This is a genomic window from Pantoea sp. USHLN256 (assembly GCF_037149875.1).
Lineage (GTDB): Bacteria > Pseudomonadota > Gammaproteobacteria > Enterobacterales > Enterobacteriaceae > Pantoea > Pantoea nemavictus.
In genome coordinates, this window is sequence record NZ_JBBCQO010000001.1 from 380,267 (window position 1) to 393,626 (window position 13,360).

The following is a 13,360-nucleotide window of genomic DNA, read 5'->3' on the forward strand; positions in this document are numbered from 1 at the left end:
ATAAATAGCAGTCGGGCGTTTATTTTGGGCAGGCATCCACAGCGCTGAACGGAGAAAGGAAGCCAGGATTTGCCCGCAGGACGCGGGCAAAAGGCTCAGCCGGGACAAGGAGGTCCCGTCTGAGCCGGTCCGTCAGGCTGACGTACGACGTGAAGGTACCGCGCAGTGGCGCGAGGACCGCCGGACCAAAATAAACTCCCGTCTGCGTGAGTGCATAATTATTACGCCAGCGTACGGCGCGCAAAATCGCGGGGACGGAAGCCAAGCAGGCCGAGCATCACAAAATAAGCCCCGCCGCCGATGGCGCAGACTGCGGCCAGACGAATCAGGCGCCACCACATCTGCCCCTCTTCCCAGGCCGGCATCACCTGCAAAATACCCAGCAGCGCCGCAGCCATCACCACCACCGCAATCAGCAAGCGCGACAGGAAGCTGAACCAGCCTGGCTGCGGCTGGAAGATATCCTGTTTACGTAGCTGCCAGTAGAGCAGCGCGGCATTCAGGCAAGCGGCCAAACCGATCGACAGTGACAAACCGGCATGCTTCAGCGGACCAATAAACACCAGGTTCATCAACTGCGTGACAACCAGCGTCACGATGGCAATTTTCACCGGCGTTTTGATGTCCTGACGTGAGTAAAAGCCCGGTGCCAGCACTTTCACCACGATCAGTCCCATCAAACCTACCGAATAGGCAATCAGCGCGCGCTGCGTCATTAACGCATCAAAGGCGGTAAATTTACCGTACTGGAACAGCGCTACCGTCAGCGGGCCGGACAAAATGCCCAACGCCACCGCGCTCGGCAACGCCAGCAGGAAACAGAGACGCAGGCCCCAATCCATCAAGCGTGAATACTCATCCTGGTTACCGCTGGCAAAGCTTTTCGCCAGCGATGGCAGCAAAATGGTCCCCAGCGCCACACCGAGCACGCCAGAAGGAAACTCCATCAGACGATCGGCGTAGTACATCCACGAAACCGAACCGGACACCAGAAACGAGGCGAAGATGGTGTTGATGATCAGTGAAATCTGGCTGACCGAGACGCCGAGAATCGCCGGCCCCATTTGACGCATCACGCGCCACACGCCCGCATCGCGCAAATTCAGGCGCGGCAAGACCAGCATGCCAATCTTCTTCAGGTGCGGCAGTTGATAGAACAGCTGCAGCACGCCGCCCATCACCACCGCCCAGGCCAGCGCCATCACCGGCGGATGGAAATGCGGCGCGGCAAACACCGCAAACCCAATCATGCTGATGTTTAGCAATGTTGGCGCAAACGCCGGCACCGAAAAACGGTTCCAGGTATTAAGAATGGCCCCCGCCAGCGAGGCCAGCGAGATCAGCAGAATATAGGGAAAGGTGACGCGCAGCAGTGCGCTGGTTAAGGCGAATTTATCGGGCGTATCGGCGAAGCCTGGCGCGGTCACCACAATCACCCAGGGCGCCGCAATCATCCCCAATACGGTCACCACCGCCAGTACCAGCGTTAATAAACCGGAGACGTAGGCGACAAATACACGGGTGGCATCTTCGCCCTGCTTACTTTTATATTCCGCGAGAATCGGCACAAAGGCCTGAGAGAACGCGCCCTCAGCGAAAATACGACGCAGCAGGTTGGGCAGTTTGAAGGCAACAAAGAAGGCATCGGTTGCCATGCCAGCACCAAACACACGCGCCACAATGGCATCGCGGGCAAAGCCCAGCACGCGGGAAAACAGGGTCATCGAACTGACCGCAGCCAGCGATTTCAACAAATTCATATTGAGTGGCGCATCCTGAAAAGTGTCGGAGAAATGAGCGACTTAGCGCGGACATCCCTTGATGTCCGGCGATAGTCTACTGACACGGCGGGAAATGACCAGCATTGAGTGTTACAAGGGGTTATTCCTGTTCGGCATCGCGCCACAGTTTTTCCACCAGACGCTGCGCCGCCAGTGCTTGCTCGCCACTGGTTTCAGGCATCGTCTGATTTTCTACACACTGGATGAAATGCTGCGCTGCGCCGCTGAAACCGCGCTGGGTAAGATGACTTTGCCACGCGGGCGGCACATCACGCACGATTCCGCTACGGTTCTCCTGCTGCCAGTCGCGCATCTCATTAATTTCAATGTAATCGCCTTCACAGATGGCGCTCACCACCTCGCGCTGCGTACCCGCACGACGGTGCATGCTGGTGGTGATTTGTAGCGATCCGGCGGAGAAGTGGTGCTCGGCGAAAAGCATCGCGCCATCATCATTGGTTTCGATGTGTCCCAACTCGCGCTTTAGACTACCGCCAGCCAGCCACAGCGCGGTATCAACCACGTGCAGATAATCGTCCAGTAAGGTAAAACGCAGATCGTGCGGGCCGACGCTATCTGCGCGGTGCTTCTCAATGCGCAAGGATGCGGCACGCGGCATTTCACTTTTCAGCTGCTGATAACGCGGCGCAAAACGGCGATTGAACGCCACCATCAGCTTACGCTTATGCTTGTCAGCCAGCGCCACCAGCGCCTCGGCCTGCTGCAGGGTTTCGGCTAATGGCTTATCGACGCACACATCCTTGCCCGCCAGCAATAGCGCCTTGACGACTTCGTAATGGCTAGCGGTGCTACTGTGCACGAACACCGCATCGCTGGCCGCCGCCAGGGCATCCAGCTGGCCAAAGTACGGCATGCGATAGCTGTCGCAAATCGGTTGTGCCTTTGCCTGGTTGGGAGAAAATGCCCCCGCCAGCTGCCAGCTGCTGGCCTGAGATAGCACCGGCAGCCACGCTTTTTGCGCGATGCCGCCTAAACCCACAATGCCAATACGTAGCGTCATCTCAGTTCTCCTTTGCCAGCAGCTGTTCCAACTGCGACTGCAACTGTGCAACCGTTTCTTCCAGCTGCGCCACGCGCGCCGCAAGCGTGTCATTATCCGCTGCGGCTTCGCCGTTGGCCGCCTCTTCCACTACCTCGCCACCGAACAAGTGCATATAGCGGCTCTCACGTTTGCCCGGCTCACGCGCCAGCCGCACCACCATCGGACCATCATCGCGCGTGGATAATCCGTTGAGTGTCTGCTCCACTTCATTCATATCGCTGAATTCATGCAGGCGGCCGCTGCGCGTACGCAGCTCGCCGGGCGTCTGCGCACCGCGCAGGAATAACAGCGTCAACACCGCCACTTCGGCGCTACTCAATTGCAGATTGCCGAAAGCCGAGTTACAGAAACGTTGCTCATACTTACTCACGCGCTGGCCAAAACCGTTATTGGCCGTCACCAGATGCTTTTTCACCAGCTCATCGAGCTGCGCTTGCACCTCCATTTCGCTGAGATTCAGCACCGGTTCACGGTTGGATTTTTGATTACACGCGGTCACTACGCCATTGAGTGAGAGCGGATATTGATCCGGTGTGGTGACCTGCTTCTCCAGCAGGCAACCAATCACGCGCAACGCCTGCGCGGATAAGGCCATTTTCATTGGGATATCCTTTTTTATTGTCCACGGCGATCCGGGGTCCACTCCCGGTAAGTGAGCGCAGTCAGCACGTGATCCTGCCAGCGCCCATCAATCAATAAGTAATCTTTGGCGTAGCCCTCTTTTTCAAATCCGAGGCGCGCCAGCAAGTCGCCACTGCGCTGATTATGCGGCATGTAATTGGCCATAATGCGGTGAATGCGCTGCTGCCGCTGCATATAACGAATCGTGGTGCTGAGCGCTTCAAACATCAGCCCCTGACCTTGCCACTTCTCCCCGAGCGAATAGCCAAGGTAGCAAGCGTGGAACGATCCGCGCAGCACGTTGCTGTAGTTAGCAACGCCACGCACTTCATGCTCTTCCGGGTCCATCAGCACAAAATAGTAGGCAGAGCCCTGTTTATGCATGTCGGCGATCAGTCCGAGGCGTGCTTGCCAGCCCGAAGGATAACAATGGCTTTCGTCGCGAACCGGCTCCCAGGGCTTAAGAAATGCACGATTTTCCGCATAATAATCGGCCAACCGCCAGGCATCGCGTTCATGTACTAAACGGACCACTAAGCGATCGGTAGTGAGGCGCACGCGTGGGCCAGCAGAACGATAGCCAAACATCATGACTCCTGAAATCCATAACTTAAGAAAGATGTACGCCAGCGGCGATACTTCTCACTATAACCGCCACCCCGCTTGCGGTAAAACCCTGCAACGCGTTCCAGGTGATTGATCCTGAATTAGGATTAATATTTCTGCGGATTCGATGAAAAAATATCATCCTGAGAAAGCTGTTTTTCGCCCTGCTGCAGGTGGAAAATAGACCAACTGGTCTCTTATCTCCTCTCACTTGCTCAGGAATTAGCATGTCTCGGGTTGCGCGGGCACGACGCCTCGGTAAAACTTTTCTTTTAGTTGATAACATGCTGGTGGTGTTGGGATTTTTCGTGGTATTTCCCCTCATCTCTATCCATTTTGTTGAACAGCTGGGTTGGGCCGCGCTGATGGTTGGCATCGCGCTCGGCTTGCGTCAATTCGTTCAGCAGGGATTTGGCATTTTCGGCGGTGCTATCGCCGATCGCTTCGGTGCGCGTCCGCTGATTGTGACCGGCATGCTGATGCGTGCGGCGGGTTTTGCCTGCATGGCGCTGGCGCATGAGCCCTGGCTGTTATGGCTCGCCTGTTTGCTCTCTGGTCTGGGCGGCACGCTGTTTGATCCACCACGCAGTGCGCTGGTGATGAAACTGGTGCGCGCGCGTGAACGCGGTCGCTTCTTCTCACTGTTGATGATGCAGGACAGCGCTGGCGCGGTACTGGGTGCGCTCATAGGTAGTTGGTTGCTGGCGTGGGATTTTCGTCTGGTATGCTGGGTTGGCGCAGCGGTGTTTGTTAGCGCAGCACTGTTTAACGCGATTTGGCTACCGGCATGGCGCATCTCGACCGAACGCATCGCGATGCGTGCGGGCATGCAGCGCGTCTGGCAGGACAAGCGCTTCCGCCTGTATGTACTGACGTTGACCGGCTACTACATTCTCGCCGTACAGGTGATGTTGATGCTGCCGGTGATGGTGAATCAGGTGGCTGGGGCACCGGCTGCCGTGAAGTGGATGTACGCCATTGAAGCGCTGCTGTCGTTGAGCCTGCTCTATCCGCTGGCGCGCTGGAGCGAAAAACGCTTCCGCCTCGAAACGCGTTTGATGGCAGGATTGTTCCTGATGACTTTCAGTCTGCTACCGGTTGGCATGACCGATTCACTGCCGTCGCTGTTTATGCTGATCGCGATATTTTACCTCGGTTCGATTATTGCCGAACCGGCGCGTGAAACGCTCAGCGCGTCGCTGGCCAGTTCGCGCGCGCGTGGCAGCTATATGGGCTTTAGTCGTCTCGGCCTCGCCATTGGCGGCTTAATCGGCTATTCCGGCGGCGGCTGGATGTTCGATATGGGCCAGCAATGGGCGCTACCCGAACTGCCGTGGATGCTGCTCAGCAGCGTGGGCATGGTCACGCTTTTCGCTCTGTGGTGGCAGTTCCAGCCGCGCCCGGTGGCTCCGGCGATTTTCAGCAGCTAGTTTGCCCCGGCCAAAGATCTCTTCCATACTTCCCGCACGTCCGAAAAAAGGGTGACCTCCGTCACCCTGAGAACCACAGGAGAAACGGGATGAAACTTTACATCTACGATCACTGCCCTTTCTGCGTGAAGGCACGCATGATTTTCGGGTTAAAAAATCTGCCGTTAGAACTGATCGTGATGCTCAATGACGATGAGCAAACACCGAAGAGGTTGATTGGCCAGAAAATGGCGCCGATTCTGCAAAAAGCCGATGGCAGTGCCGTGCCGGAAAGCATGGATATTGTACGTCTGGTGGATAAATCCGATCATGAACCGCTGCTGAATGGCAAAAGTAATCCCGCGATTAGCGACTGGCTGCGCCGCGTGAACGGCTACGTCAATAAGCTGCTGATACCGCGCATCGCCGATGCGTCCTTTGCCGAATTTGCCACGCCGGAAGCACGCCGCTACTTTAGCGAGAAAAAACAGGCCAGCATCGGTGACTTCACTGAGTTGCGTAAACACGCGCCGGGTTTGATCAAAAACATCAGCGATGATCTGCGCCAGCTCGATAAGTTGATTGTCAAACCTAACGCCGTTAACGGCGAGCTTTCCGAAGATGACATTCATCTGTTCCCGCTGCTGCGCTCCCTGACGCTGGTTAGCGGCATTGAATGGCCGAGCCGTGTGGCCGATTATCGCGACAATATGGCGAAACAAACCCAGGTTAATCTCCTCTCCTCTATCGCCGCTTAATCATCCTGCAATGAGAAGCGCAGTCGCGCTTCTCAGCTCTGGCCTGGTGACACCTTGTCCATATTCAGGCAGGCTATCGCTGTTTTGCCGTTTCGATCAGGATGAGGACACTATGAAAAAGGCGTTTTCCGGGCTGCTGGCCCTGTTTTTAGCCGTGCTACTCAGCGGCTGTAACCAATTAACGCAATACACCATCAGCGAGCAGGAAGTGAATCAGGCGCTGCAAAAGCGCAATAACTTTGAAAAAGACATCGGCGTTTCCGGGCTGGTAAATGCGCATATCGTGCTGAGTGAACTCAATAGCCAAATTGGCCGCGAAGAGCCGGGCAAAATCACGCTTTCCGGTAAAGCCAATATCAATGTCAGCTCGCTGTTTGGTCCGCAGCAGGCAGAAATGCTGCTGAAAATGAAGGCGCAGCCGGTGTATAACGCCCAGGAAGGCGCGATTTATCTGCATGACATGGAGATTGTTGATGCGCAGGTGCAGCCAGAGAAAATGGCTTCAATCATGAAAACGCTGACGCCTTATCTCAATGAGTCGCTGAAACGCTACTTCAATGAGAAGCCGGCCTATGTGCTGAGTGCAGACCGCAGTAAAGGCGAAGCGCTGGCGAAGAAACTCGCTAAAGGGATTGAAGTAAAACCGGGACAATTAGTGATTCCGTTTACCGAATAATCCGCGCAACCGCACCTCCGGGTGCGGTTTTTGTATGTCACGATAAAATCCCGTGCAAACGGTTGCCCACATCCTTATGATTACTCCCCGGCCTAAACGCGCCTCTCGTTTTCTTCTCAGCCGGAGTCTTTTTGAATGACAGCCCAACCTCAGCAAATCACTATTCGCCGCCCTGACGACTGGCACATCCATCTGCGCGATGGCGCGATGCTTAACGCCGTGCTGCCTTATACCAGCGCCGTGAATGGTCGTGCGATTGTCATGCCAAATCTGGTGCCACCGGTCATTAGCGTGGCGGCTGCCGTAGCTTATCGCGAACGTATTCTGGCCGCGTTGCCTGCTGAGCATGCTTTTACTCCGCTGATGACCTGCTACCTCACCGATTCGCTCGATCCTGATGAGATCGAACGCGGTTTCCGTGATGGGACCTTTACCGCAGCCAAACTCTATCCTGCACACGCCACCACCAACTCCAGCCATGGTGTCACCAACATCGCTTCCATTGCTAAGGTGCTGGATCGCATGCAGCAAATCGGAATGCCAATGCTGGTGCACGGCGAAGTGACCGATGCGCATATCGATATTTTTGACCGTGAAGCCCGCTTTATCGAAACCGTGCTGGAACCGCTGCGCAAACAGTTCCCGGCGTTGAAAGTGGTGATGGAACATATCACCACCCAAGAAGCCGCCGAGTATCTGGCTGCAGGTAACGATCTGCTGGGCGCAACAATTACGCCGCAGCACCTGATGTTTAACCGAAACCACATGCTGGTGGGCGGCGTACGTCCCCATCTCTATTGCTTGCCGATTCTGAAGCGCAATATCCATCAGGAAGCGCTGCGCAAGCTGGTCGCCAGCGGTAATCGTCGTGTATTTCTCGGTACCGATACCGCACCGCATCTGCGCCACCTGAAAGAGGCCAGCTGCGGTTGTGCAGGCGTGTTTAATGCCCCTACCGCGCTGCCGGCTTACGCCACGGTATTTGAAGAGTTGCATGCGTTAGAACATTTCGAAGCTTTCTGCTCTGAGAACGGCGCCAACTTCTATGGTCTGCCGTTGAACGAAGGCACCATAACGCTGGTGCGTGAGTCCTGGAAGGTTGAGGAGAGTATTGCGCTGGCTGACGATACGTTGGTGCCGTTCCTTGCCGGTGAAACCCTGAACTGGCGCATTAAAGATTAATTCAATGCTGCTTGCCTTCGGGATAACTATACTGTACAAATAAACAGTATATTATTCCGGAGGCTTCTATGCGTGTTGAAATTACCGTAGCAAAAACTTCGCCCCTGCCCGCAGGTGCACTGGACGCACTGAGCATCGAACTGGTCCGTCGCATTACGCAGGATTTTCCTGACGACGATCATCACGTCAAAGTCCGTTATGCCGGCGGCAATCAGCTCAGCGTCTTTGGTGGCTGTAAAGCGTCACGTGAGCGCATCAGCGAACTATTACAAGAAACCTGGGAAAGCGCTGACGACTGGTTTAATAACGATTAACTGCCACTGTGCCGTTTTTGCCGGGTTTCGCCACCCGGCTTTTTTGTTTTTATTTCGCTCTCGCCAGAAAAACTTCCTGCATCTAGACTCATGTTAAACGATCCCCTATTCTTGCCTCGTCATGCTTACAGGAGGTGTTTTACATGACTACTGAAAAACCAGAAGAGGCGATGACCTTTGGGGAATTGCTGGCATTTATTGCTGACCAACAGCGCCGCTTAACCGTATTAGAAAATGCTTTTGCCACGCTGACCTTCTGTCTCGACGATCGTGCCAACCAGCTGCTGGTACACAATTTGACGCTTGAAGCGCAAAACCAGAACCACGACGAGCAGTTACAGCAGCATTTTACCCGGTTGGCCGAAGAGATTCAGAAGCGTCACGGCCTGCTGCCGGCAGAGTCACAACCGTAACAGCACCACCCTTTTTACGTTAAAGTTTCGCGGTAAAAATGCCGATAATCTCTTACGTCCCGGCAGTAATATTGCCAATAAAATGCCTGGCGCTTCGGGCATTTTATTATTCGGTAAAAAGGGTTTTATAAACGCGTTTATTTCATCGCCGTTAACTTTCGTCATACCTTTTAACTATTGTACCCGCTGATCCATGTTATAATTGTTTCGCTAGTGCACGATACAGCCGCATTGAACCTCAAGAAGCACTTCGTTTAACGAGTAATACGGAGGTTATAATGGACAGAAATAAAGACGTCATCCAGACTCATCCGTTGGTGGGATGGGACATCAGCACCGTAGACAGTTATGACGCCATGATGATTCGCCTGCACTCGCTCTCCTCGCAGGATCAGAAAGAAGAAGAAGCTGACGTGGGCCCGACCTACTGGCTGACTACCGATGTCGCCAGACAGTTTATCTCCCTACTCGAAGCTGGCATTGCAAAAATAGAGTCGACCGAGCAGTACCTACGCGACAATCAAAAGCATTAATTTCCACTATCGCGTGAAAGGGCACCCAACAGGGTGCCTTTTTCATGGGCGCTCTCTTTTGATATGCTGTTGAAAAATTTCGCCGTTTTGCTGGAGTGATGTCGTTATGGTTTATGATCTGGTTGTGGTAGGAAGCGGTTCGGTAGGTGCAGCCGCTGGCTTTTACGCGACTCAGGCTGGCTTATCCGTGCTGATGATTGACAGCGCCCATCCACCGCACAATCAGGGCACCCATCATGGTGAAACCCGCCTGATTCGCCATGCTTACGGCGAAGGCGAACGCTACGTCCCGTTAGTGCTGCGCGCCCAAACGTTATGGGATGAACTGGAGCGTCAGAGCGGCGAGCGCATTATGCATCGTAGCGGCATTCTCAATTTAGCGCCGATCACCTCCCCGTTTATTCAAAATGTCATCGACAGCGCAAAAGCGTGGCAGTTGGATGTCACCCTGCTGCAGGCTGACGAAGTGCGGGCACGCTGGCCGCAATTTACCGTGCCGGATGGTTATATCGGCGTGTTCGAACCCAACTCCGGCTTCCTCAAATGCGAGCAGGCGGTGCGCAGCTGGGTGCAGCTGGCTGAGCAGGCGGGCTGCGCGCAACTGTTTAACTGTCCGGTGACGGAAATCGGCCGCGACGGTGATTTACAGCAGGTCACCACCAGCGACGGTATTTTCCGCGCTCGCAAGTTATTGATCAGCGCCGGAACCTGGGTTAGTCATTTAGTTGATGGTTTGCCGGTGGCGCCGGTGCGCAAAGTGTTCGCCTGGTATCAGGCCGATGGCCGCTATAGCGAGAATAACAAGTTCCCAGGTTTTACCGTGGAGATGAGTGATGGCAGCCATTTTTACGGCTTCCCGGCGGATAACAATGCTCTGAAAGTGGGACGTCATGATGGTGGGCAGTTAATGCATGCACCTGAAGATCGTAAACCTTTTGGCAGTATCGCAGTCGACGGTAACGAGTCGTTTAACTTCCTGCGCAAGTTTTTGCCGGGCGTCGGTGTCTGTTTGCACGGCGAAGCGTGCAGTTATGACAATACGCCGGATGAAGATTTCATTATTGATACGCTGCCAGGTGAGCCCAATCGCCTGATTATTACCGGCCTGAGCGGGCATGGTTTTAAATTCGCCAGCGTGCTGGGCGAGCTTGCCAGCGAATTTGCGCAAAATAAACCCTTCTCTTTCGATATTAAGCCCTTCTCGCTGAGCCGTTTTTACTAATATTTTCTGGTCGGCGCATAAAGTGCGCCGACTCAATTGACGCAACCTGACAATAAATTACCTTTCATGACGCTTAATTTCCTCATTCAGCGCATTTAGTGAAGTATTCCCCCTCGCTTGCACGATAGCCTTTCACTATGACTTAACCCTTTCAATTATCCTGAAGGAGTTAACGTTAATTACTCATTTAATCCGAAGATCATTTTCAACTTTATAGAAAAGTAAGGTGAATTGATTTTGTATTACAAAATGTAGATGCTCATTACCACTTATTTCATTTTGCTGGACATTTAATATGTGGCGCAATTCCACACAGCACTTCGGCATCGTCTCAATTTTCATGCACTGGCTCATGGCGCTGGTTATTTACGGCATGTTTGCGCTGGGATTATGGATGGTTGGATTAGGTTATTACGACGGCTGGTATCACGATGCACCTGAGATTCATAAAGGCATCGGCATTCTGCTTTTTGCCGCTCTGCTGTTGCGTGTCGGCTGGCGATTTATCTCGCCGCCGCCTAAACCGTTGCCAGGCTATTCACCTGCAGTGCGTCGTTCAGCCACTGCGGCACACTGGATGCTATACAGCCTGCTGAGCGTATTGCTGATCAGCGGCTACCTCATCTCCACCGCCGATGGCAAAGCCATCTCCGTATTTGGCTGGTTCGACGTGCCAGCCCTGTTCAGCGGCGCCGGCCAACAAGCCGATTTGGCTGGGGCCATTCATCTTTGGCTGGCCTGGGGTTTAGTGCTGCTTTCAGCACTGCACGCGCTGGCTGCCTTGAAACACCATTTCATCGACCGTGATGTGACTCTGAAAAGGATGTTGGGCTACCGCATCCCGTTAACCTCTGAAAAGGAAAAGTAACATGTTAAAGAAAACATTACTGGCAGTAGCCGCGGCCGGATTATTAAGCGCCAGCCTGACCGCCAGCGCAGCGGATTATAAGTTTGATAAGGAAGGCCAGCATGCGTTTGTCCAGTTCCGTATTCAGCATTTGGGCTACAGCTGGTTATACGGCACGTTCAAAGATTTCGATGGCGGCTTTACCTTCGATGAAGCCAATCCGTCGGCGGACAAAGTGAATGTCACCATTAACACGAATAGTCTCGATACCAACCATGCCGAACGCGATAAGCATCTGCGTAGCGCAGATTTTCTTAACACCGGCAAATTCCCGCAGGCAACTTTTGCTTCAACCGCGGTGAAGAAAGAGGGTAAGGATTACAAAATCACCGGCGATTTGACGCTGAATGGCGTGACCAAACCGATCACCCTGGATGCAAAATTGATGGGCGAAGGCAAAGATCCGTGGGGCGGTTATCGTGCCGGATTTGAAGCCAGCGGAGAGATTGTGCTGAAAGAGTTCAATATCAGCAAAGACCTTGGCCCGGCATCACAAAAAGCAGAACTGATTATTTCGGTTGAAGGCGTGCGCAAGTAATAAAATGCAGCCTGAGCGCTTCAGGCTGCACTGAAATTACTTTTTATCCGGTGCCGGAATCGCCATCGTCATGTTCAGTAAACCACGCGATTTATTGAACACCTTATTGCCATTCTCACGGCCCGCACGGCGTGTGCGCTGCTCTTCTGGCGACAGCGTTGACTCTTCCATGCAGATCGGGCTGCAGCAGTTGTTATACTTTTCAGCGCAGCTTGGGCACTGAATGAACAACAAATGACAGCCATCATTGATGCAGTTGGTATGGCTATCACAAGGCGTACCACACTGATGACAGCTGGAAAGAATATCGTCGGAGATGCGTTCGCCCATGCGCTCATCAAAGACAAAGTTCTTGCCCTTGAAACGCACCGGTAAACCCTGCTCACGCGCACGACGGGTGTACTCAATAATGCCGCCTTCAATGTGGTAAACATCATTGAAGCCGTTATGTTTCATCCAGGCGCTAGCTTTTTCACAACGAATGCCGCCGGTGCAGTACATAACAATCTTTTTGTCTTTCTTATCCTGCAGCATATCCACTGCCATCGGCAGCTGATCGCGGAAGGTATCTGCGGGGACTTCCAGCGCATTATCAAAACGCCCTACTTCATATTCGTAGTGATTGCGCATATCGACAAATAACGCATCAGGATCGTCGAGCAGCGCATTAACGTCGGCGGCTTTCAGGTAAGCGCCTACATCGCTGGCATCAAAGCTGTTGTCTTCAATTCCATCAGCAACAATGCGCTCACGCACTTTCAAACGTAGAACCCAAAAGGACTTGCCGTCATCATCCAGCGCAATATTCATGCGCAGATTATTCAGCGCCGCATCGAAGGCGTACAAGGTCGCCTTCATTTTTTCATAACGGCTGGCGGGCACGCTGATCTGCGCGTTGATGCCTTCATGCGCCACATAGACGCGGCCAAACACCTTGAGCTTAGTTAACTCAACGTAGAGGGCATCACGGAACGCTTTGGGATCGGCAATCTGGAAGTATTTATAAAAAGAGACTGTGGTACGTGGTTCGGTTTCCGCCAACATACGTTCCTTCAGCTCTTTATTGGAAACAAGGTTATGTAACACTGGCATGGTGTTCGTCCTGTTAGCAATCAGAGAAATTAAGCGCGCGTATGATACCCGAATTCTGCCGGATGCAAAATCTTTGGTGTGTTAAGCCTAACGCGAGACATAACCGACGTAATTCTGCGTCACAATTGCATTTTCGTGCGCATAGCTGCTGCCGGATGACAGTCCACCGTCTATGCTTGATTTCAGCCAGAGTGAAAAAATGGCATAATGCTAAAAAATTACAGAAACCGGACTCTCTGGCATAA

Annotated in this window: 15 protein-coding genes; 10 read left to right on the top strand and 5 right to left on the bottom strand. The window is 53.5% G+C overall.

Going from position 1 to position 13,360, the window contains the following annotated elements; genetic code table 11:
• Nucleotides 1-221: 221 nt before the first annotated feature.
• From murJ to rimJ, 4 genes are all read right to left on the bottom strand, one after another.
• Nucleotides 222-1,760, bottom strand: coding sequence for a murein biosynthesis integral membrane protein MurJ (murJ, locus tag WFL93_RS01850; protein WP_180823410.1), 1,539 nt, complete (start codon nucleotides 1,758-1,760; stop codon nucleotides 222-224).
• A gap of 121 nt (nucleotides 1,761-1,881) precedes the next feature.
• Nucleotides 1,882-2,802, bottom strand: coding sequence for a Gfo/Idh/MocA family protein (locus WFL93_RS01855; protein ID WP_336777139.1), 921 nt, complete (start codon nucleotides 2,800-2,802; stop codon nucleotides 1,882-1,884).
• 1 nt (nucleotide 2,803) lies between these two features.
• Complete coding sequence (locus tag WFL93_RS01860) at nucleotides 2,804-3,445, bottom strand: DUF480 domain-containing protein (RefSeq protein ID WP_336777140.1); 642 nt, start codon at nucleotides 3,443-3,445, stop codon at nucleotides 2,804-2,806.
• 14 nt (nucleotides 3,446-3,459) lie between these two features.
• Nucleotides 3,460-4,053: a ribosomal protein S5-alanine N-acetyltransferase gene (gene rimJ / locus WFL93_RS01865; protein WP_007885825.1), complete on the bottom strand. Its 594-nt coding sequence runs from the start codon at nucleotides 4,051-4,053 to the stop codon at nucleotides 3,460-3,462.
• Nucleotides 4,054-4,298: 245 nt separating this feature from the next.
• On the opposite strand from rimJ, the gene mdtH reads away from it, so the two are divergent.
• The 10 genes from mdtH to WFL93_RS01915 all read left to right on the top strand — a co-directional run bounded on the left by mdtH (nucleotide 4,299) and on the right by WFL93_RS01915 (nucleotide 12,023).
• Nucleotides 4,299-5,501, top strand: a complete 1,203-nt coding sequence (gene mdtH, locus WFL93_RS01870) for a multidrug efflux MFS transporter MdtH (protein ID WP_049851086.1) — start codon at nucleotides 4,299-4,301, stop codon at nucleotides 5,499-5,501.
• A gap of 89 nt (nucleotides 5,502-5,590) precedes the next feature.
• A complete protein-coding gene (gene grxB / locus WFL93_RS01875) occupies nucleotides 5,591-6,238 on the top strand; it encodes a glutaredoxin 2 (protein ID WP_007885827.1) in 648 nt (215 codons plus the stop codon).
• 112 nt (nucleotides 6,239-6,350) lie between these two features.
• Complete coding sequence (locus tag WFL93_RS01880) at nucleotides 6,351-6,914, top strand: lipoprotein (RefSeq protein ID WP_049851084.1); 564 nt, start codon at nucleotides 6,351-6,353, stop codon at nucleotides 6,912-6,914.
• 135 nt (nucleotides 6,915-7,049) lie between these two features.
• Nucleotides 7,050-8,096 carry a dihydroorotase gene (gene pyrC, locus WFL93_RS01885; protein WP_336777141.1) on the top strand — a complete coding sequence of 349 codons (1,047 nt, stop codon included), beginning with the start codon at nucleotides 7,050-7,052 and terminating at the stop codon, nucleotides 8,094-8,096.
• Nucleotides 8,097-8,164: 68 nt separating this feature from the next.
• Nucleotides 8,165-8,410, top strand: a complete 246-nt coding sequence (dinI, locus tag WFL93_RS01890) for a DNA damage-inducible protein I (protein ID WP_049851082.1) — start codon at nucleotides 8,165-8,167, stop codon at nucleotides 8,408-8,410.
• 143 nt (nucleotides 8,411-8,553) lie between these two features.
• Entirely contained in the window at nucleotides 8,554-8,823 is a 270-nt protein-coding gene (locus tag WFL93_RS01895; RefSeq protein ID WP_007893663.1) for a hypothetical protein, read from the top strand.
• A 278-nt stretch (nucleotides 8,824-9,101) separates the two neighbouring features.
• The gene (gene bssS, locus WFL93_RS01900; RefSeq protein ID WP_007893664.1) at nucleotides 9,102-9,356 is read left to right on the top strand and encodes a biofilm formation regulator BssS; all 255 of its coding nucleotides are present in this window, start codon (nucleotides 9,102-9,104) and stop codon (nucleotides 9,354-9,356) included.
• 106 nt (nucleotides 9,357-9,462) lie between these two features.
• Nucleotides 9,463-10,578 carry an N-methyl-L-tryptophan oxidase gene (gene solA / locus WFL93_RS01905; protein WP_336777142.1) on the top strand — a complete coding sequence of 372 codons (1,116 nt, stop codon included), beginning with the start codon at nucleotides 9,463-9,465 and terminating at the stop codon, nucleotides 10,576-10,578.
• A 295-nt stretch (nucleotides 10,579-10,873) separates the two neighbouring features.
• The gene (locus WFL93_RS01910; RefSeq protein ID WP_336777143.1) at nucleotides 10,874-11,446 is read left to right on the top strand and encodes a cytochrome b; all 573 of its coding nucleotides are present in this window, start codon (nucleotides 10,874-10,876) and stop codon (nucleotides 11,444-11,446) included.
• A 1-nt stretch (nucleotide 11,447) separates the two neighbouring features.
• Nucleotides 11,448-12,023, top strand: coding sequence for a YceI family protein (locus tag WFL93_RS01915; RefSeq protein WP_007893670.1), 576 nt, complete (start codon nucleotides 11,448-11,450; stop codon nucleotides 12,021-12,023).
• 36 nt (nucleotides 12,024-12,059) lie between these two features.
• Here the strand turns inward: WFL93_RS01915 and trhO are convergent, their stop codons facing one another.
• The gene (gene trhO / locus WFL93_RS01920) at nucleotides 12,060-13,115 is read right to left on the bottom strand and encodes an oxygen-dependent tRNA uridine(34) hydroxylase TrhO (RefSeq protein ID WP_336777144.1); all 1,056 of its coding nucleotides are present in this window, start codon (nucleotides 13,113-13,115) and stop codon (nucleotides 12,060-12,062) included.
• Nucleotides 13,116-13,360 lie beyond the last annotated feature (245 nt).